23 protein-coding genes and 1 pseudogene are annotated in these 23875 nt (G+C 67.6%); 11 read left to right on the top strand and 13 right to left on the bottom strand.

Features of this window, described 5'->3' with window-relative positions; all coding sequences use genetic code 11:
* Positions 1-885 (bottom strand): SigB/SigF/SigG family RNA polymerase sigma factor, encoded by an 885-nt coding sequence (locus ACWGI6_RS08590; RefSeq protein WP_453266803.1) that lies wholly within the window; start codon positions 883-885, stop codon positions 1-3.
* Between the two features lie 638 nt (positions 886-1523).
* Positions 1524-1801, bottom strand: a pseudogene (locus ACWGI6_RS08585) (arsenate reductase/protein-tyrosine-phosphatase family protein); the annotation flags it as partial.
* Positions 1802-2492: 691 nt separating this feature from the next.
* Here ACWGI6_RS08585 and ACWGI6_RS08580 point away from each other — a divergent pair.
* On the top strand, positions 2493-3095 hold the full coding sequence (locus ACWGI6_RS08580) for a GNAT family N-acetyltransferase (protein WP_453266802.1): 603 nt from the start codon (positions 2493-2495) through the stop codon (positions 3093-3095).
* Positions 3096-3292: 197 nt separating this feature from the next.
* Positions 3293-4060 carry a lanthionine synthetase LanC family protein gene (locus ACWGI6_RS08575; RefSeq protein WP_453266801.1) on the top strand — a complete coding sequence of 256 codons (768 nt, stop codon included), beginning with the start codon at positions 3293-3295 and terminating at the stop codon, positions 4058-4060.
* 247 nt (positions 4061-4307) lie between these two features.
* On the opposite strand, the gene ACWGI6_RS08570 is transcribed toward ACWGI6_RS08575, so the two are convergent.
* Positions 4308-4538, bottom strand: a complete 231-nt coding sequence (locus ACWGI6_RS08570) for a hypothetical protein (protein ID WP_453266800.1) — start codon at positions 4536-4538, stop codon at positions 4308-4310.
* Here ACWGI6_RS08570 and ACWGI6_RS08565 point away from each other — a divergent pair.
* Together ACWGI6_RS08565 and ACWGI6_RS08560 are read left to right on the top strand one after the other, a co-directional pair.
* Positions 4537-5355, top strand: coding sequence for a phosphotransferase family protein (locus ACWGI6_RS08565; protein ID WP_453266799.1), 819 nt, complete (start codon positions 4537-4539; stop codon positions 5353-5355). The two genes, ACWGI6_RS08570 and ACWGI6_RS08565, sit on opposite strands and share 2 nt — an antisense overlap.
* A 675-nt stretch (positions 5356-6030) precedes the next feature.
* The gene (locus ACWGI6_RS08560; RefSeq protein ID WP_453266865.1) at positions 6031-6438 is read left to right on the top strand and encodes an RNHCP domain-containing protein; all 408 of its coding nucleotides are present in this window, start codon (positions 6031-6033) and stop codon (positions 6436-6438) included.
* 525 nt (positions 6439-6963) lie between these two features.
* Here the strand turns inward: ACWGI6_RS08560 and argG are convergent.
* Together argG and ACWGI6_RS08550 are read right to left on the bottom strand one after the other, a co-directional pair.
* Positions 6964-8409 (bottom strand): argininosuccinate synthase, encoded by a 1446-nt coding sequence (gene argG / locus ACWGI6_RS08555; protein WP_453266798.1) that lies wholly within the window; start codon positions 8407-8409, stop codon positions 6964-6966.
* 842 nt (positions 8410-9251) lie between these two features.
* Complete coding sequence (locus tag ACWGI6_RS08550; protein ID WP_453266797.1) at positions 9252-9953, bottom strand: FMN-dependent NADH-azoreductase; 702 nt, start codon at positions 9951-9953, stop codon at positions 9252-9254.
* A 74-nt stretch (positions 9954-10027) separates the two neighbouring features.
* On the opposite strand from ACWGI6_RS08550, the gene ACWGI6_RS08545 reads away from it, so the two are divergent.
* The gene (locus ACWGI6_RS08545; RefSeq protein ID WP_453266796.1) at positions 10028-10909 is read left to right on the top strand and encodes a sigma-70 family RNA polymerase sigma factor; all 882 of its coding nucleotides are present in this window, start codon (positions 10028-10030) and stop codon (positions 10907-10909) included.
* 240 nt (positions 10910-11149) lie between these two features.
* On the opposite strand, the gene ACWGI6_RS08540 is transcribed toward ACWGI6_RS08545, so the two are convergent.
* From ACWGI6_RS08540 to ACWGI6_RS08530, 3 genes are all read right to left on the bottom strand, one after another.
* Positions 11150-11974 (bottom strand): SDR family oxidoreductase, encoded by an 825-nt coding sequence (locus ACWGI6_RS08540; protein WP_453266795.1) that lies wholly within the window; start codon positions 11972-11974, stop codon positions 11150-11152.
* A 270-nt stretch (positions 11975-12244) separates the two neighbouring features.
* Positions 12245-12529, bottom strand: a complete 285-nt coding sequence (locus ACWGI6_RS08535; RefSeq protein WP_453266794.1) for an alpha/beta fold hydrolase — start codon at positions 12527-12529, stop codon at positions 12245-12247.
* A gap of 651 nt (positions 12530-13180) precedes the next feature.
* The gene (locus ACWGI6_RS08530; RefSeq protein ID WP_453266793.1) at positions 13181-13498 is read right to left on the bottom strand and encodes a hypothetical protein; all 318 of its coding nucleotides are present in this window, start codon (positions 13496-13498) and stop codon (positions 13181-13183) included.
* Between ACWGI6_RS08530 and ACWGI6_RS08525 the strand changes: the two genes are divergently transcribed.
* Entirely contained in the window at positions 13497-13673 is a 177-nt protein-coding gene (locus tag ACWGI6_RS08525; RefSeq protein ID WP_453266792.1) for a DUF7691 family protein, read from the top strand. The genes ACWGI6_RS08530 and ACWGI6_RS08525 overlap by 2 nt on opposite strands.
* A gap of 548 nt (positions 13674-14221) precedes the next feature.
* On the top strand, positions 14222-14896 hold the full coding sequence (locus ACWGI6_RS08520) for a maltokinase N-terminal cap-like domain-containing protein (protein WP_453266791.1): 675 nt from the start codon (positions 14222-14224) through the stop codon (positions 14894-14896).
* Positions 14897-15216: 320 nt separating this feature from the next.
* On the opposite strand, the gene ACWGI6_RS08515 is transcribed toward ACWGI6_RS08520, so the two are convergent.
* Both ACWGI6_RS08515 and ACWGI6_RS08510 read right to left on the bottom strand, forming a co-directional pair.
* Positions 15217-17160: a YhgE/Pip family protein gene (locus tag ACWGI6_RS08515; protein WP_453266790.1), complete on the bottom strand. Its 1944-nt coding sequence runs from the start codon at positions 17158-17160 to the stop codon at positions 15217-15219.
* Positions 17157-17849 carry an ATP-binding cassette domain-containing protein gene (locus tag ACWGI6_RS08510; RefSeq protein WP_453266789.1) on the bottom strand — a complete coding sequence of 231 codons (693 nt, stop codon included), beginning with the start codon at positions 17847-17849 and terminating at the stop codon, positions 17157-17159. Before ACWGI6_RS08510 ends, ACWGI6_RS08515 begins: the two co-directional genes overlap by 4 nt.
* A 467-nt stretch (positions 17850-18316) precedes the next feature.
* Here ACWGI6_RS08510 and ACWGI6_RS08505 point away from each other — a divergent pair, with 467 nt between their 5' ends.
* Positions 18317-19060, top strand: coding sequence for a hypothetical protein (locus ACWGI6_RS08505; RefSeq protein WP_453266788.1), 744 nt, complete (start codon positions 18317-18319; stop codon positions 19058-19060).
* A 353-nt stretch (positions 19061-19413) separates the two neighbouring features.
* Positions 19414-19797: a hypothetical protein gene (locus ACWGI6_RS08500; RefSeq protein ID WP_453266787.1), complete on the top strand. Its 384-nt coding sequence runs from the start codon at positions 19414-19416 to the stop codon at positions 19795-19797.
* Between the two features lie 15 nt (positions 19798-19812).
* Here the strand turns inward: ACWGI6_RS08500 and ACWGI6_RS08495 are convergent, their stop codons facing one another.
* On the bottom strand, positions 19813-20148 hold the full coding sequence (locus ACWGI6_RS08495) for a GNAT family N-acetyltransferase (RefSeq protein ID WP_453266786.1): 336 nt from the start codon (positions 20146-20148) through the stop codon (positions 19813-19815).
* Between the two features lie 449 nt (positions 20149-20597).
* On the bottom strand, positions 20598-21095 hold the full coding sequence (locus ACWGI6_RS08490) for a hypothetical protein (protein ID WP_453266785.1): 498 nt from the start codon (positions 21093-21095) through the stop codon (positions 20598-20600).
* A 320-nt stretch (positions 21096-21415) separates the two neighbouring features.
* Here ACWGI6_RS08490 and ACWGI6_RS08485 point away from each other — a divergent pair, with 320 nt between their 5' ends.
* Together ACWGI6_RS08485 and ACWGI6_RS08480 are read left to right on the top strand one after the other, a co-directional pair.
* Complete coding sequence (locus ACWGI6_RS08485; RefSeq protein ID WP_453266784.1) at positions 21416-22021, top strand: cadmium resistance transporter; 606 nt, start codon at positions 21416-21418, stop codon at positions 22019-22021.
* 414 nt (positions 22022-22435) lie between these two features.
* On the top strand, positions 22436-22945 hold the full coding sequence (locus ACWGI6_RS08480; protein ID WP_453266783.1) for a hypothetical protein: 510 nt from the start codon (positions 22436-22438) through the stop codon (positions 22943-22945).
* Positions 22946-23080: 135 nt separating this feature from the next.
* On the opposite strand, the gene ACWGI6_RS08475 is transcribed toward ACWGI6_RS08480, so the two are convergent.
* Positions 23081-23443 (bottom strand): hypothetical protein, encoded by a 363-nt coding sequence (locus tag ACWGI6_RS08475; protein WP_453266782.1) that lies wholly within the window; start codon positions 23441-23443, stop codon positions 23081-23083.
* Positions 23444-23875: the final 432 nt, after the last annotated feature.

Here is a 23875-nt window from a genome sequence, read left to right as displayed (position 1 = left end):
CTATGCCTCGGCGAGGAGGCTTTCGCGCAGGGTGGCGTAGATTCGGGTGAGGATGCGGGAGACATGCATTTGGGACAGGCCCATTTCCTTGCCGATCTCGGACTGTGTCATCTCCGAGCCGAAGCGGAGCTCGAGAAGGGTGCGTTCACGCTCATCCAGCTCGGCCAGGTGTGGTTTGAGGGCCTGGAGGTCCTCGGCCAGTGCGAGGGCGGGGTCTTCGTTGCCGATCAGGTCGGCGATGAGCCCGGTCTGCTGCTTGCCGCCGCCGGCTTCGATGGGCCGGTCAATGGAGCCGGCGTCGTAACCGTTGCAGGCGACCAGTCCCTCAATGACCTCCTCCTCCCCCAGCCCCAAGTGGGCTGCGAAGTCGGCGACGGACGGCTCGGGGTTGCCGCGCCCTTCGAACACTTCGCGGGCGCGGGCAAGGTCCAGGCGCAGCTCCTGCAGCCGCCGTGGGACGTGCACGGACCAGGTCGTGTCACGGAAGAACCGCTTGATCTCACCGGCGATATAGGGGATGGCGAAGGTGGTGAACTCGTTCTCCAGCGACACATCGAAGCGGTCGATGGCCTTGATCAGGCCGATCGTGCCGACCTGTACCACGTCTTCCATCTCCTGCCCGCGGCTGCGGAAGCGGCGCGTGACATAGCGCACCAGAGACAGGTTCATTTCGATGAGCGTGTTGCGCGCGTACTGGTACTCCGGCGTGCCTTCCTCCAGGTCCGACAACCGCTCGAAGAAGAGCTTCGACAGGCGACGTGCGTCCTGCGGGGCGACGTGCTGAGCCTCCTCCACCTGCGGCACAGACGACCGGGCAGTCTCACATGCGGCGCTCCTGTCCGAGCGGTTCACCGAGATGTGGGCCTGCGTCGCTGCCATTGTCATGGCTGCTCCTCCCTGCTCTCCCCTTCATATCGTCACGCCGTCACCTACCCAATGACCACATACAAAACTGCCATGAGGCAACTATTTCCGCGTGGCAACCATGGCCACAGTTTCGGTGGCCGGCCCGCCGCGAACGCCTTCCACTCCTGAAACCACCACTCGACGCCCAGTACCTCCCGTCCACCGGCGGTGCCCCAGAGAGGTGTTGAAGGGAGAAGCCGGACGACGGGCACGCGCTCCGACCCTGTTCATGAAGGCAAGGAACGAGCCGACCAGGTATGACCCACCTCGCGGTGCTGCGCGATCTTGTCTCTCCTCGCAGATTGAGACGCAACTGGCTCGCGCCCTACCGGGCACTCCGCCTGGAGGGACTCCTCCTCATCGAGGCCCGGCTCGTGCGCAGAGCCCGGGCGGTCTCTCCCGCCCACAGATCTGTTTGGGGCTCGGCGATACAGCCCTGGCGGGGACGCTGCGTGACTCGGGCAGGCCTCGCATCCGCCTTCACAGTCCAGGACATCTGGTCAACATCCGGCGATCAGGAGCAGGGGGCCCCACTGCGGCTGGGCAATTGCCGGACGTAAAAGGACCCGGCAGCTGGCACCCACACCGAGCAGCCTCGTGGTGAGGCGCTCGCGCGACTACCTGGGCAGCAATTCGTTCAGCAGCCGCCGGATACGCTGCTCGCTCTCGTCCCAGATGGGGCGGACCGCCTCGATGCCCTGCCCAGCAGGGTCGGGCAACTGCCAGTCGAGGTACCGCATACCGGGGAAGACCGGGCAGGTGTCTCCGCATCCCATCGTGATCACGACGTCGGTGCCTGTACGGCTTCGACGGTAAGAACCTTGGGCACCTCGGCCAAGACGTCGATGCCTACCTCGGCCATCGCCGCGACGACGGTCGGGTTCACGGCGTCGGGTCGCCCCGAACTTGCCTGCCAGCACGGCCCGTTGTCCTTCCAACCCGCTCATGCCAGACCAACGAACCACCGAGCGGAAAGCTACGAGTTAGAGATCTGCGCGCCCTTAGACCATTATCAGATATGGCCGAGGTGGACAGTGACCACGCGGTGGACTTCGCAGCGTCGCAGCGCATCCGGCCCTGGGGGCCGTACAGCTGTGGACGATCGAGCACCCACCGATGCCACTGGAGCACAAGGGCCGTGACGGGGTCCGGGTGCCCAGTCGCCGCCCGCCCGTACGGCGACCGTGGTGCCAAGCGACTCGCCGATGACGGCGAACCTCTCGTGCCCGGCTGGACGACGTCAGACAGGACGACCTCCCCAGCCTCCATGCCCTCGCCGCAGGCATCGACCCCGACCGCGACGCCGTTATCGCCGACCTCACCCTCCCCTGTAACTCGGGCGTAGTCGAAGGACACATCAACCACATCAAGATGCTCAAACGCCAGATGTTCGGGCGCGCCGGCTTCCCACTCCTCCGTAAATGCGCCCTACTGTCGTGACGGAGAGTTGCGAACCCACTCAACCTGAGCCAGAACCCGAGGAATGACGTCGCTCTTGGCTGAGGACTCTCAACCGTGCCTGGATGCGTAGCAATCAGCCGATAATGCGGTGTCGGCCCCAGCTTGGCTGCGAGAGCATCCGATGCATGGAAGAGCCTGCCGAAAGCCTCAGTTCTGACGAGGTTGAATTGCGCCGGTGGCGCATGAGCGATCTCGACGCCTTGGAACGGGCGATCTACGAGTCTCTGGACCACCTGGTGCCGTGGATGCCCTGGGCAGCCGACCCTGGCAGACAGCAAACCTGTGACTTCCTCGCCCGGAAGCAGGCAGAGTGGGAGACCAGGCAAGCCTTCGGCTATGCCATCACGTCAAATGCCGCGGTGATCGGCAGCTGCGACCTCATGCGCCGCATGGGTGCGGGCGGCCTCGATATCGGCTACTGGCTTCACCCTCATTGGACCGGACGAGGTATGGCCACGATGGCCACTGCGGCTCTTGTCCACCAGGGCCTCCAGCTCGCGGGCATCGACCGCATCGAGATCCATCACGATGCTGCCAACCCCGCCAGCGGAGCCGTCGCCCGCCGCTTGGGATTCACTGAGGTTGAGCGCATACAAGTACCTGAGGGTCCCGAAGCTCCTGGAGAAGTGGGGATTCATGTCATCTGGCGGATGACGGCAGACCAATGGAAGGCAAGGACAGCTCAGCGAACCGGCAGGGATGGATGCGGTCTCCCTCATCGAGGATGATCGCGCGTACTGGGTGACGCAGGTTCACGAATGGCATCCGGACACGCTAACCGCCCGGGGCAAGGGTGCTGTGATCGGGCGGTGGACCGAGCACCGTAGCTCACCGTCACTGGCCACAAAGCTGAGCCAGAAACCGAGATTTGACGGCACTGGGGTACTCGCCAGGGCAGCATCGGGGCGCTCCTGATGTACTCGCGTTGGAGCCCTACCTGCGCACCGTCGAGCAGACCCCGGCAGGTGTCCCCTGGGAGGCGCTCAAGGGCAGGGTTTCGCGGTTCCACCACATCTCGCACGGCACGCTCGGCATCGTGTATGCGCTGGCCTGCGTCGGTCGGGCCGCCGGCCGCGCCGACTTCGTCGAGCTGACGCGAGCGGGTGCCGCAGACGTCGTGGCACGAAACGAGGCCGACCCGGCCGGTTTCCTCGTTCCCCACTCCGACCCGCAGGATTTTCCCGAGGTCACCGCCCGCTACAGCTACGCCTGGTGTCACGGTCCAGCAGGCGACGCTCAGGTCTTCCGGCTACTTCGCGAAGTCTTCGACGACTCTGCCTGGCAGGATCTCGCCGATTGCTGTTGGCACACTGTGACCCAGTCCGGGCTACCACGCCGACTGCGCCCCGACTTCTGGGACAACAGTGGCCGGTGCTGTGGCACGGCCGGGGTCCTGGCTCTTGCTTGTGACCGGATGGCCGAGCAGGGCGACCACCCGGACTTCGCGCGGCTCCTCGTCGCGGACATCTTCTGCCACTCGACCCGAGACACCAACGGCGTGCGATGGTCGAACCTCGAACACCGGGCCTCGCCGAGCGTTCTCGAACCCCGCACCGGCTGGGCCATGGGCAATGCCGGCATCGTGCGCGAGTTGCTGCGCTTCATACACATAAGCCGTGGAGCAGATCCGGCTTATGCGGTCACCTGGCCGGATCAGTCAGCGGTTCGGAGCGGCTCGATCCGGGCCTGTTGAGGCCCTCGAAGGACACATCAGGCCACCACCTCACCGGTCCACGACACCCGTCCCTGTCACGCACCGGACACCCAGCGGTGCATGCCGCTGAGCTGGGCAACCGTGATGCTCTCCGGACTCACAGGAACCTCAACCCGAGAGCAGTGCAGTGCCTGACGTCGAACGGGGCGCCGCCCACAGCCCGCACCGTGAAGCCCGGCTCGACCGTGCCGGTCTTCTTCTCCAGTTGGCGTTGAGGCGGGCGGCGTCACCGGGCGGCGTGCCGGACCTGGGTGTAAGGACCGAGGCGGAGCAGGGCGTAGCCGGCGCCGTCGCTGCGGCAAGCTTCGACATGGACGCCGTGGCGCGCCGACGCCATACCGACGTCGACGGGGAGGTCCAGGCCCGCCGCGGCGTGGGTGAGCATCGCGTAGGCCGGGTTCCAAAAGGGCCCTGAGGCCGCGGTGCCCGTGCCACTGCTGGGAGGATCGCGTCTCATGACTTCCGTTCCATGGAGTACTCACGCTGTCGAGCTCCGGTCCGACAGCGTGATCAAGAGGTTCCGGCGTGAGAGTCGTGGAGAGTGCAAGCGGGAGTGGCGTGCGCTGACGCTGCTCGCCGCGCATGCACCGGGGTTGGCCCCCGTCCCTCAAAGCGCGGACCTTGCGGCTGAGGAGCCGGTGGTGGTGATGTCGCGCCTGCCGGGTGAGCCGCTGCGGGGAGAGGTACTCAGCGATCAGCTGCTCAAGGCTCTGGCCACGGCAGTGAGCGAGCTTTATGTGGCTGTGCCGGAGGATGTCCTGGCTGAGGTGCCCCTCCGGCCGGGCCGGCAGCATCAACTCATCGCCCAGATCCGCGCCTGGGTGCCGCAGGTTCGCCCACGAGTGAGCGTTGAGGCGGGCGAGGCCATGGACCTCGGCCTTGAATGGCTCGCCCGTTCAGGAATGGACGGAGTCAGCAGTCGGGACGTTCCGATGGTTTTTGGCCCAGGGGACGGCAACCTTGCCAACTATCTGTGGGACGGCACTCGCGTGCGGGTCGTCGACTTCGAGGACTCCGGTCTCAGCGACCGGCCTTTCGAGCTGGCGGAGATCACAGAGCACGTGGGCAGCTGGGTAGGCCCGCCCCTCGATGTCGAGGCGTTCCTGGAACTGTTCGACCTGAATGCCGCCGAACGCGCGCGTTTGCCGGAATGCCGCAGGCTGCTGGCCCTCGTGTGGTTGTTCCTCCTGTCCCTCGACGACCCTGAGCATCCTCGCAACTCGCCGGGAACGGCTGAGCGGCAAGCCGCCCGGCTGTCCAGGCTTCTCGCCTGAGGGCATGCGCCCTTCCGAGCCGGGACTGATCACGAGGTCGTCGCTGACCACCACGGGCGCGGGTCCCGCCGTAGGCCGACGGGGACTTCCTCGTGGACCTTGGCCAGGACTTCCTGAACTCGACAGCCCGGTGCGACGGTGAAGGGAGCCGATGACCTTGCTCTTCGCCGCCTCAAGGGCGGCGAACAGAGTGGTGGTGCCGGCGCGAAGGTAACCGTGGCTTCGGCGTTCTGGCATGCCGGGCATCATCGGCACCCGCCTGCCCGTCACTCCGCCCCGACCTGCACAAGCCGTCTGACCAGCACTCTTCCAGACGACCGCGGGCCCCGAATAAGATGGTGAACGTCTCCGCAGCACACCGACGGACGACGGAGGCCCAGAGATCAAGGAGGTGGCGTGATCACGATGAAGCATGCCGCTGCTGATGTTGCCTGACGGGGGACGACGCCGACGGCAGTGAGACTGGATGGACACCTACCGGCGGCACGTGGCACACCCGCGTGACAGTGGCTGGGACAAATACACAAACCCGGTCGTGGTCCGGATCCAGAGTGTAAGCGCACTCTGGTGAAGCTGGAGCCGGAAGTAATCGCCCGCCCAGAGCGGCGGTGAACCGCGTCACTCCCCAGTCAAGCCTGCGACCCCTGCTCCGGCAGGGGGAGAACGAACGGAACCCTGCGCCTCCGAGTTGAAGACCCCTTCGACTCGCTGAGGAGCAGCACCATCAGCAGAACAACCGAAAACACCGGCTTCACCTGCGGAAACTGCGGCAAGGTGGTCGCGGCACTGGTCAACGGAAGCTACCGCAACCACTGCCCGCACTGCCTGCACTCGCTGCACGTGGACATCTCGCCCGGAGACCGCGCCAACGACTGCCGCGCGCTGATGCGCCCGGTCGCCGTCGAGCACCACTCCGCCAAGGGCTACATGATCGTCCACCTATGCACAGGCTGCGGCGCCCGCCGTCGCAATCGCATGGCCGACGACCCGCGCCAAGGCGACGACCTTGACACCGTCCTCGCCCTCATGCGCCTCAGCCCTCACGAAGCCGGACACACCAACCGGCGCCGGACACACGTCTGACGCCCCCGCGGCTCCCGCCCCCGGCGGGAGCCGCTTCCCTATTGCCCAAAGACTCAACACCCCAGCTCCACTCGTGAGATCAGAAACAGGCGATGAGCTTGGTATTTATGGTCCTCCTGCTCCGAGAGCTCCGTAGCCGAGCCCGGCCTGGGGACTGAGGAGGGTGGGGACCATGGCCGCCGGTGGGCCGAGGTGGATCTGGACAGTGGCGTCGAGGACGCAACGCTACTCATCCTGGAGTGGCTCGGCGAGCAGGGTGTAGGGGCCTTTATCAGGGTCGATGCGGAGCGTATGCGGGACTTTCTTGCCGAGTGCCCATCAGGCGGGAAGCGGCTCCCGGTCGGCCGGCGGGTGTCATCGCTCTCCGGTACGACCCTCCACACCACATTGGGGCTCCGTGGCAGTGACGGCATGACCAGGGCCCCCGGGTGACGGAAAGGGCCGACTCGACGCTGTTGGCGCCGAGCCGGCCTTCCTGTGGTGCATCCCCTCGGGGGTGCCGAGCTTTCCGCTCGACGGGACTGGTCAGTCCGTGCCGGACTCCATCGCGGCGCGGTCCAGCATCTCGTCGTCACCGGAGACCTCGCCGCGGGAGGCGATGACCTCGGCGCCGCCCTCCGGCATGCTGCCGATCAGCCCGGTCGCGGCCGCCTGGGCGGCGCCGATAGCGGGATTGGCGGTGCCGATCAGGCCGAGCCCGGCGTACTGCTCCAGCTTGGCGCGCGAGTCGGCGATGTCGAGGTTGCGCATGGTGAGCTGGCCGATCCGGTCCACGGGGCCGAACGCCGAGTCCTCGGTGCGCTCCATGGACAGCTTGTCCGGGTGGTAGCTGAACGCCGGGCCCGTGCTGTCGAGGATCGAGTAGTCCTCACCGCGCCGCAGCCGCAGGGTCACCTCGCCGGTGACGGCCGCGCCCACCCAGCGCTGCAGCGACTCGCGCACCATCAGCGCCTGCGGGTCCAGCCAGCGGCCCTCGTACATCAGCCGGCCGAGGCGCCGTCCCTCGTTGTGGTACTGGGCGAGGGTGTCCTCGTTGTGGATCGCGTTGACCAGGCGCTCGTACGCCGCGTGCAGCAGGGCCATACCGGGCGCCTCGTAGATGCCGCGGCTCTTGGCCTCGATGATCCGGTTCTCGATCTGGTCGGACATGCCCATGCCGTGCCGACCGCCGACGGCGTTCGCCTCCATCACCAGGTCGACCGGGGAAGCGAACTCCTTGCCGTTGATCGTCACCGGGCGGCCCTGGTCGAAGCCGATCGTCACATCCTCGGCGGCGATCTCGACCGAGGGGTCCCAGAACCGCACGCCCATGATCGGGTCGACGGTCTCGACGCCGGTGTCGAGGTGCTCCAGGGTCTTGGCCTCGTGGGTGGCGCCCCAGATGTTGGCGTCGGTGGAGTACGCCTTCTCCGTGCTGTCGCGGTAGGGCAGGCCGTGGGCGAGCAGCCACTCCGACATTTCCTTGCGGCCGCCGAGCTCGGTCACGAAGTCCGCGTCCAGCCACGGCTTGTAGATCCGCAGGTGCGGGTTGGCGAGCAGGCCGTACCGGTAGAAGCGCTCGATGTCGTTGCCCTTGAAGGTCGAGCCGTCGCCCCAGATCTGTACGTCGTCCTCGAGCATCGCCCGGACCAGGAGGGTGCCCGTGACGGCGCGGCCGAGCGGCGTGGTGTTGAAGTAGGCACGCCCGCCCGAGCGGATGTGGAACGCCCCGCAGGTGAGCGCTGCCAGGCCCTCCTCGACCAGAGCCGCGCGGCAGTCGACCAAGCGTGCGATCTCGGCACCGTAGGTCTTCGCACGGCCGGGCACCGAGGCGATGTCGGGCTCGTCGTACTGGCCGATGTCGGCGGTGTAGGTGCACGGGATGGCGCCCTTGTCGCGCATCCACGCGACCGCGACCGAGGTGTCGAGGCCGCCAGAGAAGGCGATGCCGACACGCTCGCCGGCGGGAAGGGAGGTGAGGACCTTAGACATAGAAAGAGTATGCACGGTCTCGCATGATCATGCAAAGGGGCTCGGCGAAGGCAGGGGATCGATGACGACAAGGACGGCTGCAGCACCCGCAACGAAGTCCTTCTTGTCGCAGCCGTCACCCAGCCCACCCCGTCACTGCCGGCTGAAAATTCACCGGTGGCACCTGGCACTCCTACTACGACGACATCACCGGCGACGAGCCGTCCGGCCTTGACATCGACCACGTGGTGCCGCCGGCCGAGGCCTGGGCCTCCGGCGCCTCCCAGTGGACCGCCGCCTGCCGTCTGCCGTCTGCCGTCTGCCGTCTGCCGTCTGCCGTCTGCCGTCTGCCGCCCGGCCTACACCAACGAACTCGGCGCCGACGTTGCGGCAGCGGTGTGGCGCAGCGTCACGGCATCTCCGGTGTTGTCCCAGGCGTGGGGGCGAAGGTCTCGTAGAGTTCGCCGCGATTGTCGTGGTCGATGCCGCCTTGAACGCGGACCATCGAGTGGCCGCTGAGGCGCACATCGCCGAAGTAGTAGATGTGCCCAGAGGGTCGAGGGGGGTCCGGCCGCATGGCGGTCAACCGCCATGCGGCCGGTGTTCTTCACCGTCACGTACTCGGCGTTCAGGCCCCCGGTTGGAGCGGGCGTCGCGCCCGGGACTGTCGTACCGGATCGAGCCGAGCACCACCGCCGAGCCGTGGTGCTGCGCGGCCGGCCCATGGTGACCACGACCGCGGCTGTGGCCGGCAGCGGCGGCCGGACAGGCGGAGGTCGCGGCGAGCATGGCGGAGCCGAGGAGCGCGGCGGCGATGCGCATGGGTGGATCTGCCGCACGAACCGTGGGCGATGGACTTCTGATCAGTGCGTAGCCGACCGGGTTGCGGCGGTGGCCAGCGCGGTCATCTTGGCTCGCGCCGCAGCCAGCGACGCCGCCGCCAGTGGTCGGCAGCGGTTCAGGTGCGGGACAAGTCCGGCCAAGGTCATCTCAGCGCTGACGAAATTCATGCCCTCCTCCGCCATCCCCTGCTTGCCGAAGTATGCCCGCAGACAGGGTGTTTGGAAGTCCCATGCCTCCCGTGGCGTGCCTGGGCCATAGGCCCCGCCCCGCGTGCTGATCACCACTAGCCTCGTACTCCGCAGCAGGCTGTCCCCGGTCGCTGCGTCGATGAAAACCCCCGGGAAGCCCACCCGGTCAAGCCATGCCTTCAGCGACGCGGATACCGAGTAGTTGTACATCGGGGCACCGACCAGCACGGTGTCTGCCTCGAGCAGTTCGGTGACCAGCGGGCGGGTCAGTGCCCACTCCCGCTTCTCGGCCGGGCTCTCGATCAGCATGTCCACTCCGGACAGTGGGACGAGGCCGTGTTGCTCCACTCGTCGGCCGAGCGAGCAATAGGCCGTATCCAGAGGCGGCACAGGGTCGGCAGCCAGGTCGCGGTATCGGTACCCGGCCGGGCCGTGCACGGCCCGCCAGGTGTCTGCGAACAATACGGTCAGTTGCCTGCTGACCGAGTCGCCGGAACGATCGGCACTGGAATCCAGGTGCAGCAAGGATGACACCGGTTCTCCTGTCACTTCAGGTTCGTTGCGTTCGTCATGAGAGGTGACGGGAGCAAGGCCAGGAAAGGTGACCGGTGGACGAGCGCAATGGGCTGGCGGAACGATTCGAGGAGCAGCGTGGCATGCTCCGGGCAGTTGCCTACCGGATGCTTGGCTCCCTGGACGAGGCCGCTGATGCTGTGCAGGAAGCGTGGCTCCGTCTGAGCCGGGTCGATGCCGACCATCTGGACAACCTGGCCGGCTGGCTGCGAACAGTGGTGACCCGCATCTGTCTCGACATACTGCGCTCCCGCAGGTCACGACCAGAAGACTTGACCGAGCAGCAGGTGCTCGACGCAGTCTCCGACTCCACTCAGGGGAACCTTCCCGAGGGTGAGGCGTTGTTGGCCGACTCGGTGAGCCGAGCGCTACTCGTGGTGCTGGACAGGCTTGGCCCCGCCGAACGGATCGCGTTCGTCCTGCACGATATGTTCGCCGTACCGTTCGACCAGATCGCGCCCATCGTGGAACGCACGCCGGTGGCCACGAAGAAGCTCGCCAGCCGCGCGCGCCGCAAGGTACAGGGCACTCCCGTGGGTCCAACCGCCGAACTCGCCCGGCGTCGGCAGGTCGTCTCAGCGTTCCTTGCCGCGTCGCGGACCGGTGACCTCACCGCGGTCCTTGCGGTGTTGGCCCCCGACGTGGTGCGCCGCGCCGACCCGGCCGCCGTGCCGCCAGGCGGAGCCACGGAGGTGCGTGGCGCTCGGGGCGTGGCGGAGGGGACGGTCGTCCTTGCCCGCAGGTCGCAGCTCGCCGAATTGGCACTGGTCAACGGCGAGGTGGGAGTCATCGTGGCCCCGCGCGGCCAACTGCTGCTCGCTCTCACCTTCACCATCGAGGATGACAAGATCGCCGAGTACGAGGTGATCGCCGACCCCGCACGCCTCCGGCAACTCGACCTCGCCGTCCTCAACTGACCAGTTGCGAGAGTTCTGCGAGCCTCTCGCCGATGTGGACGGCACGGGCCCGCAGCAGGCCGGACGTGGTCCTCGGCGACAAGGCGCACCAAGCTTGCAGCAGTGGCATGGTGTCGCCACCAGCTGCGGGGAAGACCGCAATCATTTACTTGGCCGGACTGCACATCGGCGGCGTGTTACTCCGGTCCGTCCGGTGATCCAGAGGAAAGTCCTGACGGTCTGCGGCACTCTGCTTTCGTCCTACCGGACCTGGAGGAACTCCCGGGCTCCACGCAGCCGTGTGCGTACGCGCCGCTGTGTGGCGCTGCTGTCGAGGCGGACGTCGAGTGCCCCGGGCATGAGGGTGTCGGCCCGGCGCCCGGCAGGCAGCCGGGTCGGGTCGAGTCCGTCGCGTTGGGCGAGGAGAACGCCGAGTTCGTGACGGCTGAGGGCGTCCGCTCCGGCGAGGTGGAACATCCCGGCCTGGTCGGACATGGTGAGTTCCCGCAGGGCGGAGGCCAGGTCTTCGACATGCACCGGGCAGCGCATGTCGTCGGTGAACAGGACGCCGTCGTCCGTGCCGGCGGCCAGGGCATGGACCATGCGCTCGTGCACGGAATTGCCGCGCCCGATGATCAATGAGGTGCGTGCGACCGCGGCGGTGGGCGCCAGGAGCCGCACAGCGGTCTCGGCGGCGGCCTTTGCCGCACCATACGGGGTGACCGGGTCGGGCAGGCAGGTCTCGTCGTAGTGAATCCGGGAGCCGGAGAACACGGCGTCGCTGGAGACGTGGACCAGGCGGCAACCGCGTTTCGTCGCGGCCATCGCCACGCGGATCGAGCCGTCGGCGGTGACCGCCCAGTCGCTCCTACCGCTCGTTGCGTTGATGACGGCACCGGGGGCAACCGCGGCCAGTACCTCGTCGACGTGCCCGGGGGCGCGGAGGTCGAGTTGGTGCCACGAGGCTCCGGGAATGCTGCCGGGCCGGGAACAATACGTCGCGGCCGTCTCCCAGCCCGCAGCCGTAGTCTGGCGCACAAGTTCCGACCCCAGGAACCCGCTGCCGCCGATGATCAGAACCTTCATGGCGTCCTACGGTAGGGCAGCCCAGCCCAGCTCCGCTCGGGCACCGATTGCCCGGGCCTCGGCACAGCAAGGCCGGCGAAGACCGCAACCATTGCCCCTTCCCGGTGACCTGCCCGGCTCCACGTCGCGAGCGTCTTCATCCGGTCCTCCGGTCCTCCGCGCCACCGCTCCACCGCTCCACCGCTCCACCGCTCCACCGGTCCACCGGTCCTCCGCTCCTCCGGCGTACCAATGCACCGGATCGCAGAAGAACCGGTTCGGCGGCCAGGCTCATGGCAGGAAGAAGTCCCGTACGAGGCGGCCTACTTCTTCCGGTGCCTGGAGGTGCAGCATGTGGCCGGCCTCCTGCACCTGGGCGATGCGCAGGCGCGGCGGGCCGACTTCCCGTAGCGCTTCGAGCCCGTTCCGTACCCCGGCCACCGGTGCCTCGTTCAGCTCCCGGAAGGGCGCGGGCAGCCGGTCCAGCGGCGGTGCCTGCCCACCGTGCACGAGGAGCGTGGGGCAGGCCGCCTCGCGTACGGCGGTGAAGGCGTCCCAACCCTCCAGCGGCTCCATCGGCGCCGCTTGGGCTGATGCTGCGGGCTTGCGCCGGTAGCGGCCGTCCCCCAGCGGCTGGAGGGCCGGGCGCCGGCTTCCTCCAGCACTGTGTCCAGGCCGTACACGGCAGCCGCCTGACGGGCCCGTTCGACGGCGAGTTCGGCCTGTCCGGCATCGAGGATGTCCGGCACGAGTGCCGCCGAGTGCGCCGCGAGCTGCTGGGCGCGCCGCTCCGCGACGACCTCGGCGTCCAGGCCCGGGTACAGTTCCGGTCGGCCGCCGCCGAGGCCGTCGAGATCGACCACACCGGGGCAGTCGGGCCGCCGTTGGCCGTGGCACAGCGCGATCATGCCGCCCAGGGAGTGGCCGACCACGTGGGGGTTGTCCAGCGCGAGCACCCTCCCGGTCTTCCTGGAGCACATGTTGTGCCCGTTCACCGCGACCACACCGGACCTCCCCGCGCTGCGCGTCGCCGCCCACAAACTGATCCTCGCGGTGGGGCGCGATTCCCGTACCAAGGAGCCCCCTGTACGGCCCGGCCACCCGGCTGGCGGAACTCCTGGGCCGGCAGGCCGTCGAGTTCCCCGGCGGCCACGTCGGATGCACCGCATACCCGCAGGAGTTCGCCGCGCGACTGCTGACGGCCCTCGACGCGACCACGAGCGAGTCTCACCACCTCAGTTGACGCTGCCGGATTTCCTGCGTGGGGCCGGGCGCGCCGGTGCGCCGTAGGCCCGAGGACTGCGCCATACAAGGCTCCGTGGCCGCATCCCCGACACGGACGAAGCCCTCGCTGACGTGCCCGCCGGTCAACGGCTGCTCTTCAGCGTGCTTCACAGAGTCAGTCTGGCCGACCACCCCAGCCGCGATCACCTCAATAATGGCAATCAAGGCAAGACCGGGAGGTGAACGGCGAGTTGAGAGGCTCTGCGAGAACCGCTGCTTGTCGAGTCCGATGTCAGTGGCGAGTGGCAGCATGGCACTCATGAGCCGAATCATCTCCTTCAACACCGCCGACAAAGCCGACGTCGTGGCATTTCTCGGGGCCGCCGGAAGCCTGACATCCGACCAGCAGAGCAACCTCGACGTCATGCGCGAGCTCGCGCAGGCCAGCCAACTCGACCTTGATCACCAGGGCATCGACTTGGGCCTGTCCCGATGATGTGCTGGAGAGCCGTGTAGTAGGCGCCGGCCGCGTACTCGGCGTCTGAGCCGGCATGGCCAGCTATGAGATGATCCAGCACCTATGACACCCAACTCCTCATCGAAAAGCTGGAGTTCGAGCACGACGAGTGGGAGCACGCCACCAAGAACATCGACTGGTACACCCAGGACACGATCTTCTTCTCCATAAAGGGCTGACCAGTGGAGCGCCACGGACCGGACCACGCCGGCCCAGGTTCTGTACGACGCCTGCGAGAAGACCGTCCAGCAGACCGCTGACCTGTTGGCATGCGGCGGGCGACGTGTGTACGCGAGAGCGGACACGGTGAGGGACCCTACGACGTGGACGGCGCCCCCATTCCGCGCTCGCCGGGCGTGGCCGATGTCATCGTGTCCGGCCAAGCAGCCCCGGGCGGCCTGCTCGGTGCGCTGGGCCGTATTCCGTCCTGCTGCTCTGCACTCCCCTTCTCATCAGGAGCTTCGTCGACGCCACCCAGATGGGAAGGTACGAAGCTCGCACCCGCTCAACGGAGGAGAACCCTCGGCATGGCCGTCATCCACCACACCGCCCTCAATCCGACCAAGCTTGAACTGCTCACCTCCTGGCTTCCCTCCCGATCGTGGTACCACGGCGTCACGGGCGAACCGGAGTTGTCCAAGGCCGGCGGCTTCCGGCTGGACGATCCGCAGGGTGAGGTCGGGATCGAGTTCATGGCGGTCGCCGACACCTCCGGTGCCCACCCGGCCACCTATCTGGTACCGCTCACCTATCGCAGTGCCCCGCTCGACGGGGCGGACCACGCCCTCGTCGGCACGATGCAGCACGGAGTTCTGGGGCGGCGCTGGGCATACGACGGCTGCCACGACCCCGTGCTGGTGGCCCAGTTGCTCGCCCTGATCGAGGGCCGCGTCCAGGCTCAGGACCAGAACGCCAGCGACACCCCCGACCGGGAGGTCACCCGCTCCTACGCCGGTGACGGCCCTACCCTCACGGACTTCGCCCCCACCGCCCCCACCGCCACCGACGACCAAGAGGGCACCGAACTGCCGGCCCCGCCTGGCGCGACCCTCCGCTTGCAGCGGGTCCTGCGGCCCTCCCCCGGCGGCTCGGCCCTCCGTCCACAGGGGGCAACCGGCCACGTCGGCGGTGCCTGGCAACTTCCGGACGGCACCCGCGCCCGGGGGCTGTTCGCCACCCTGCACGCCGTCCCCCAGATCTAGGCAGTGCCCTGTCGATCAGGACGTCGCTTGATGTGGAGTGGTGGATGGGAGCGGATTGACGATACGGCCTGAGGGCAGATCCGAACTCGTCCGCCGACGGGTGTCCAGCCTGTCGAGCCGGCGTGCGAAGAGCGCATCGAGAGCGCTACCCGCCCAGCCTCCTCCTGCCGGCGGCCGACAGGCGGCCAAGCGGCCCTTCCGGCAGATCGCGTTCGGGCCCGGTATCTAACGGGCCATTCGTTTCCGGTGCGGGCCCGGATTGGTCGCACGGCGAGCCTGGCACGGCGATGGGCGAGCCTGTCGCGGCACTGCCCCGGCACTCACAGGGAGACGTCCGGGTGGAGGCGCCCGATGGTCCACACCCGTTGGCGTCGTACGGCGAGGGCAGTGATGGCGAGAAAACCGGCCGTGAAGAGGAAGAGGACGACAAAATCCCGCAGCAGGTTCGCGGTGAGCCCGCCCGATACGGTGACCCGCAATCCGTCAACCAGGTAGGTCATCGGGAGCATCGGGTTCAGCACCTGGAAGAAGGCCGGCTCGGTAGGCAGCGGATAGAGCCCGCCGGAGGCGGTGAGCTGGAGGATGAGCAGGACCAGTGACAAGACGTCGCCCGGCACCCCGAAGACGGTGCGCAGGCAGTGATCGACGGCTACGAAGGCCGCTGCTGCGGTGACCAGGAGCGCGAGCGTCCCGAAGCGGTTGACGGGACTGAGCCCCAGGGTGAGGTCGACGACGCCGTAGAGCACGAGCGCCCCCACGGCGCCGAGTACCGCCGCCGGCAGCCATCCCGCGACGGCGGTGGTGAACGCACCGACCCGACCGGCCAGGGCACGGACGTTGAGCGGGCGCAGCATCAGGTAGGCGAAGAGGCCGAACACCCACAGGGCGATGCCGAAGAAGAACGGAGCCAGACCGCGTCCGTAGACCCCAGCCGGATGCAGGTTGCCGCGATCGATGTGTACGGGTGTGCCCAGTACCTCGGCGGCGTGGGCGACCTGGTCGGGGCTGGTGCGGGGAATTTTGTGCAGTCCGTCGTCCACGGTGCGGGAGACGTCGGAGGCACCGTCGTGCGCCTGGTCGGCGGCGGAGCGCAGGGCTCCGGAGCCCTTTTCCAAGGTGCCTAGCCCGTCGGACAGGCCGCGCGCGCCGTCGGCAGCGCTGTGGGACCCGGTGTCGACGAGACGGAGCGGGGTGTGCAGGGCCAGCACATCACTTCTGAGTGAGCCGATGTCGCCCTGGAGGCGCTCGGCGTCACGGAGGGAGTGCCGGGCATTGTTCTCCGCGGCGGCGGCCCGGCCGTCGAGGTCGGTGGCAGTGGAATCCAGATCACGGGCGTGGCTCAGGGCGGTTCGGTAGACGGGGTCGTCCCGTAATTCGGGGTGGGAATCGGCGAGATCGGTGAGGTCCGTCACGGCACGCGAAGTGCCCTTGCGGGTGGCGGTGGTGGCGGTGTGCACCGCGTCCAGGCCGTCGGTGGTCAGCCGGGCGGTGGTCACCAGGGCGGAGACAGCTCCGGGCAAGCGGTCGGCGGCGGCCCGGTCGAGGCGGCCGGAGAGGTCGTCGATCTGCCCGGTGGCACGGGCGATCTGCCGCGCCCCGGCGGCGACGCCGTCGGCACCGTCGTGCAGGGTGGAGGTCCCCGACGCGACCGTGGAAGTGCCCTGCTGCGCCACGCGGGTGGCACCCACCAACCGGTGTGCGCCATCAGCCGCGGTGGACAGCTTGTCGCGCACGTCCGACAACTCACCGTAGACGCTCCGCACATAAGCGGCATGCGTGGCGGAGTTGACCTGGTCCTGCAGCTTGTTCTGCACCACCTCGGTCATGATGCCGGCGATGTAGTTGTTGGCATCGTTGAGTTCGATCCGGATGCCCGCCTGTTGCGGGCGGGTGTCGGCACCGGTGGCGAGTTTGCGGCTGAAGTCGGATGGGATGTCGATGGTGAAGAAGTAGCGTCCGTGCTCCAGCCCGTCCCTCGCCTCGTCCGGTCCGACGAAGTGCCAGTCGAAGGTGCCGGACGCCTTGAGCTGCTGGACCAGCTGGTCGCCGGCGTTGACCCGGTTGCCCTGCCGGGCATGCGCCGGCTGGTCCTGGTTGACGACGGCAACCGGCATGCGGTCGGTCTTGCCGTACGGATCCCAGTTCGCCCAGAGGTACATGGCGCCGTACAACAACGGCACCAGGCAGAGCAGGACCGGGACCAGTCGGCGCATCGGGCCTCGGAAGCGCCGGAGTTCCAGCAGCGCCAGCTTGACGGCTTTCATGTGTCGGCGTCCTCTCGGACAGCGGCCGTCTCGGCCGGGAGACGGTCCCGGCTGCGCCGCGGAAGTAACAGCGCGATCAGGCCGGGAGTGGGCGAGGGCGGCTGGAGGCAGCCGGCCAGCACGGTGGGACCGTTGTCCTGGACCCGGTGCAGGGCCTCCCACACGGGTCCGTGCGCGTCGGGCGGCAGGCCGTCGTCGACGTCGTCGACCACGAGGGCGCCGGGCTGTTCGGCGAGGGCCAGTGCGGTCGCCAGCAGCAGCCCGTCAGCCGGACCGAGGTCCTCGACCAGATCTGCCTCTCGTGGGGCGAGGTCCAGGGTCTCGAATGCCTGGCGGATGCGGCGCTCCGTCACACCGGGGCTGGTCAGGCAGCGTTCGGCCATCACCTCCCGCACCCGCAGCCGCCCTTCGAGATCGACCGCGGGCGCGGCCCGGGCGATGGCGACCAGCTTGCGTACCCGTCGCCCCTCCGCGGGCAGGACATACCCACCGACCTGGATGGCTCCGCCGGAGAGCCGCATCCGCCCGGCAAGCGCAAGCAGCAGAGAGGTACGCCCGGAACCGGCCGGGCCGTGAACAGCCAGCAGTCCGCCCGCCGGTACGTCCAGGTCCACCCCCTCGAACACCGGGCCTCTCGCTCCCCGCACGCTCGCCCCGCGGGCCACCACGTCAACTCCAGCAGCTGTCATGCAGCAAGTCCTAACCGGGAGCGGTCAACCCACCCCTGGAGCACGCCAGTTGTGACGCTCTTCACGTGATGGTGGCGGCGTCCCGGCGCCCGAGGGGGACGTGACGGTTGGGTGGCGGTGATGGTCGGGTTTCCCCGCACGCCGACGAATAGCAGACATCCCTCGGCACCCTCCCCTGCCTGCCCCCCGCGACCACTTCACCACTGTCCGTATTCCCCGGCGGCATCGAAACCGGCGAGACGCCGCCGGTGGGCGGCGGCCCGGCTCGATCGAGGACGTGCTTGAAGTGCGGCCAGATGCCCGGCCCGGCCAGCGACTGCCGTACGAGGGCGAGTAGGACGGCCGCTACAAACTGCCGGGGCACAAGGGCAAGATCGGTACGATCACGGCCTACTGCCAGGGCGTCAACCGGTGCCCTGACGTCGTGAACACCGTCTGACTCGCACTCTCAGGGAGAATCGATCACCGTGGTTGAGGACGACCCCACCGCCGGCCGAACCCCGCGCGACATTCTCCTTGAGAGCCTGCTGGGGAGGCTGCGAGAGTTCGTGGCCTCCCCGTTGACGCCGGGTTCGCATGTGCTGCGGGGGCTGCTCCCGCCAATAGACGACGATCGTGGTGCGATAGTTGTCTTGTGGGACGGCCTAGACCTTGGCTCCACATACGCCCTGGAGATCCCGCTGCTCGACGATGACGGCGAGGAAATCCCACACGATCAGGTCATCGCCGCACTTCGCGCATGCATCGCCCACCGCGAGGCTCTGGGCCCGCCCTCCCACGACGAGGTCTTCCCGGTCCCCGTATTCGACGCCCGGCGTCACTTCCTCCGTGCCCTCCAAGCTCCACCCGTCACCCTGGCGGATGCCCTGTACCTGCCGCTGCTTTCCCTCGGCCCGGCGAACGACGCAGCGTCCATCGATGAAGACCTGGAAGGCGAAGCAGACGCAACAGGTGAGGTGGAGTGGCGTCTCCTCGGCTTCATGCTCGTTGACGAGCGTTACGCCCGGTACTACGTCAGATGGACGGAAACCGGTGACGTCTGGGGACTCGACTTCTGCATGCGCGACGAGGCAGGGAACGTCGACTCACGCGGCGGCACCGCCGACATGATCTTCCCGGCGCTGGCGTCGTCCCACGACCTCGACCGTTTCCAGCGACCGGTCTCCGATAGCCGCTGCCAGGCCGTATACGACCTCACCACCTGGTGCTGACTCCGGCCGACGGCTGCCGAACCGCACCCCGGCGCGTGGTGGACGCCACGACGGCTGGCGCCTTACGGCTGCCTTCTGTCTGCCGCGGTCAGCCTCATCCGCCCCAAAGCGGCGACCAGCAGCACCCGGTCCGCCGGCGCCACACTCCACAGACGCCCCCTGGCTCACTGGCTCCACACCCTCGCGCCACAGTGGATGATCAGCTTGCCGAACTGACGCGAGCTCACCCCAGCGAACGGGCCTATCCAGGACGACTCAGACGTCGTGATCACACGAGCCACAGGGAGACCATTTCAGTTGCCATCGCCCTTGCCCCGGCCGATCCTGTGTGCTCGGTCAACAAGGAGGACATGATGGGGCTCGTTCTGTTCCCAGGAGACGACGACACCGGCAGCCCAGACGTCTCCTGGTCCTACACCAGCTTCGGAGTCTTCCGGCAGTGGCTGGCGCAAGCTGAGGGCTTCACGCTCCACGACATGGACGGCTTCGGCGGACAGCGCCCGTGGAGCGACGTCTCCACCAGGCTGGCACCACTCCTCGATCACCCCGACGACGCCGGCCCCGACCTCACACCCACCCAATGCGCAGCGATGCTGCCTCGCCTGCAGGAGATCGGCGACCGCCGACAAGAGGCAAACGTCGATCCTCTCCTCCAACGACACATCGACGACGTCCGCCAGTTGGTGGTCGTTCTGCAGCTTTGTGTCGAGAAGGACGTCGACCTCCTCTTCGGCTAGGACCCGTCCGGGCGATCACAAAGGAGTCGCCGTGGGCAGCTCCTTCATGAGGACGATGCTGTCGTAGTTGGTGACGTCCCACCGCCAAGTGCCGATCGGCGCGTACCCACGTCGTTGGTACCAGTCGACGAGTTCTGTCGCCTCTGAGGAGGTATCAATGACGACCTGCGTCGATCCAAGGGCAGCGATCCGTGACTCTGCCAACGCCAGCAGTCGGTGTCCGAGGCCAGTGCCTCGTTGCGACGGCTCGACGGCCAGTTGCCAGAACGAGCCTCTTCCGGCTGGTGCGGGGTATCCATCCCACCGGAGTGGTGTGAGGAGCTGACACCGTGACGGTGCCGACGATGGCATGCCCGTCCAGTGCGACCCAGCACTCGCCTTTGCTCAGGCGGTGCTGGGTGTCCTGCGGAGTCTGGTAGGAGGCGAAGAAGACCGCCCGGCGGCGGCGTGGTCCGCGTAGGCACGGTGGAGCAGAAGAGTCAGCTGCTCCACCGAATCATCTTTGAGGAAGCGCCGGACCTGCACGGTTGTTGACGGACCGGTTCCCGTCGAGTTGCTGTTCATCCGCTCAGCCAAGCATGCTTCTGGGGCCTGTCCGGCTGGGTCAGTGACTTGATTGGTCCGCGACGTTGTTCCGGGGTATGGGGCGGGGCGCCCGCCGTACCGCGCCGTGGCTGCGTGCCGGCAAAGACGGTGGTTTGTTCGCCCAGATGCAGCTGTCCAGCAGGCACACAAAGCCGCTGTGGCTTTGTTCACAGCTTGTCGGGCACCATCACCCCCCGGCCACACCGCAGCAGTCGTCATCCGGTGAAGGTCCACAGCGGATCGATCGGGCGGATGCCGCGGACCCACGAGCGGTGAACCATCGGCAGACATGCCTGAATACTGCACGCATCCGGGTCGCTCTCTTCCTCCGGCGCTATCGACCAGTTCATGGCCGGTGGCGGCTCCCCGGAAAGGAACCCGAAGTACACCTCGTCCCAGGAGGGGTACGAGCTCCGCAGCACATACTCGTCCGGAACATCCAGATCCAAGACAACGACTCCCCTGTCGAAGTCGTTGTCGCTGAGCAGCAGCCGGGCCGTCTCCAGCACCCGGATGTCGCGGGTGTCCGGTTCGGCCCACGCCCACACCGGCGGCCGGCCTTCACAGTCGATCCCCCGCCGCAGCATTTCGGCGACCATCACCTGGTAGACAGGGCGCAGCGACGGTTCCACACGGTCCCACTCACCGACCAGTCGACCTGTCTCCTCCAGTACCCCGGCGACGGCACGGTGCTGCGCTGTCCACAACTGCATGCCGTGACCCTGCCATGCACCGTCAAACCCGCCAACTCGCTCCCACCGTGATCCGTCAGGCTCAGCGGGCTGCCAAGCTCGGCGGGTGGTGAAGGACGGCCGCGTTGACTCTGCGCTACGCCGACGGTTCGGGATCCGCTGACGGCCGGTGGCGCAGCTGGGCCTTCCACTGGGCGGCACCTGACGGCGTCGTGTTCGATGTTCACGAGAAGGGACACCATGGAGGCCGGCGCTGCCCCTCGTCCCCGCGCACAGGGCTGATATGGGCTCCCGGTAGCGTCACCAAGGGCATCACACCACTGACAGGAGAGCGCCTACTCGTGAACCTGGGCATCATCGGTCAGGCGGCCGGGCTGTTCGCCGTCACCAACATCGACGACATCCTGATCCTGGCGCTGTTCTTCGCCCAGGGGGCTGGACACCACAGCTCCACGCGCCGCATCGTGCTTGGCCAGTACCTGGGCTTCGCTGCGATCCTCGCTGTGGCGGTGACCGCCGCGGTCGGCGCTACGTTCCTGCCCGAGTCCGCCGTCCCCTACTTCGGTCTGCTGCCGCTCGCGCTGGGCCTCAGGGCCGCCTGGCAGGCGTGGAAGAACCGCCGCGACGGCGACGGGGACGAGGAGAAGGAGCAGGCCAAGGCGGGTGGGCCCAGCCCGCTGGAGGTCGCCGCGGTCACCTTCGCCAATGGCGGCGACAACATCGGCGTCTACGTTCCCGTCTTCGCCACCGCCGGCGTCGGCGGGATGAGCGTGTACGCCGTGGTGTTCCTCGTGGTGGTGGCGGTGTGGTGCTTCGCAGGCCGGTACTTCGCCACCCGTCCGGTGATCGCCAAGGCCCTCGCCCGCTGGGGCCACATCCTGCTGCCGCTGGTCCTCATCGCCATCGGCCTGCTCATCCTCGTCGAAGGCGGGGCATTCGGCCTGTGACCTGGCTGACGCATCCGCCAAGAGCAGTTCGTTTTGCTCGCGGCAGCCAGGTTGCTCCCAAACTGCCCGTCACCGCCAGTGCCTGCGGGTCCTTGACGCCCTCACCGGCCACGTCCGGTCTTTGCCCACACTCTCACCGATCGCCAGGGCAAACGGCTCCCCCAGTGGCTCGGCGCCATCCGCCAGGACGACCTGCCAAGCATCCACACCCCCACAGCGGGCATCGACCGCGACCGTGACGCAGTGATCGCCGGCTTGACCTTGCCCTGGAACTCAGGCGTGGTCGAAGGCCAGGTCAATCGGATCACGTTGCTCGAACGCCAAATGTTCGGCCGGGCCGGCTTCCAACTCCCACGGATGCGAGTCCTGTTGTCGTGACGGATAGCGACACTGCCGGCCGATAGGTTCACAGGTATGGACATTGACGACGACGAGTACGAGGAACTGCGCCAGCTCGACCAGCTCAGGTCCGACAACTGGGTCCTGAACGCCTGGCTGACCGTCCAGCGCTCCGAATTCCCCGGCTGGGCCGAACAGGCCCCCGGCGCATGGGACTTCAGCCTCGACTCGCTCGCCCGCCTCGAAAGCCTGATCCGCGACCGCTACGCCACCACCGAGCAGGCCCACCAGGACGAAGGGGGCGACTTCCTCCAGACCGCCTCGTGGTACGTCGGGGAAGTCCACAACCGGCACTTCGGCACCGTGTGGCAGTACCACCCCGATTCGATGGAAATCCCCGGCGCATGGCCGTTCGTCACCGTGCCCTTCGACCGGCTCTTCGAGTTTCCCGACGAGGACGGCATTGAACCCGACAGCCGGCCCCTCTACACGCCCCTGAACCGGCTGCGCGGCATCCTCACCCCCGACAATGGACACCTCTCCACCGACCCAGACATCTACACCGCCACCGATGCAGATACCTAGGCCGGTGGGAGGTTCAGTCCCATGTGTCACGAACCCGGACAGGCGGTGGGCAATTTCCCCAAGGACAGTCCGAGGGCAGCCGTCACTCAGCGTGCGCGTATCACGGAAGGTGAGCTGGCCAAGACCGACGGGCGATTAGGGGATCAGTACACAGTGGTTCTCGATGACCCTGCCACTGCGATCCAGACCACCGCAGATGGCCAATCGCGGATATGCCCTGATCTCGCGGTTGACGACGAACCGCCACCGCGACACGCCGGCCTTGCTGTTCCGGTAATCGCCCACGAAGGCGCGCAACGTCCCCGGCAGCCCGTCCCTCGTCGTGACGGTGATGTCCTGGACGTAGTCGCGCCCCTGATAGGCAGTAGCCACGCAGATGTAGGTGCCGCAAGTGGACTTGACCTCGGCGCTCGCCGGTGCCGCGGTCGCCAGCCCCAAAGCACTGGCGGCGGCGAGCGCAGCCGCGATCGTCGCTGATCGTCGCCGTGTAGTTGTCACCGGCCGAATCGTCTCTTGGCGCGCGTGCATCACAAGACCCCCCTTGACTACCTGCGTCGGCTGACTGCACGACTGTGCACACTGTCGCGTGCCGGCCCGGATTCGACAAGTAGCGGTGCAATTACACAGCGCCATATTCCACCTGGCGATACCTATCCGAGAACGGAGCCGTCATGCAACCGCCGCACCGTCACAGCTGTGGCGGACGAGAGAAATGAGTTCAGTGTCCAGGGCCCTGTCCTGTCCACTGGACACTTTTCTGCGCAGCTGAGATCGACGATCTACGCCTGATCTTTCAGTGCGCAGATCTTGTTTACCCCGTGCTGCAGGTCATGTCGGCTCCCCAAACTCACTCGACGTCAGTCCCGGCCGGCCCCACGGAAGGCTGACAGGGGGCACTGCTCACCAGCGACGCGGAGTCAGTCAATTCGA

It is taken from the genome of Streptomyces sp. NPDC054786 (assembly GCF_053611685.1).
This window is presented reverse-complemented; position numbering and strand designations above follow the sequence as displayed.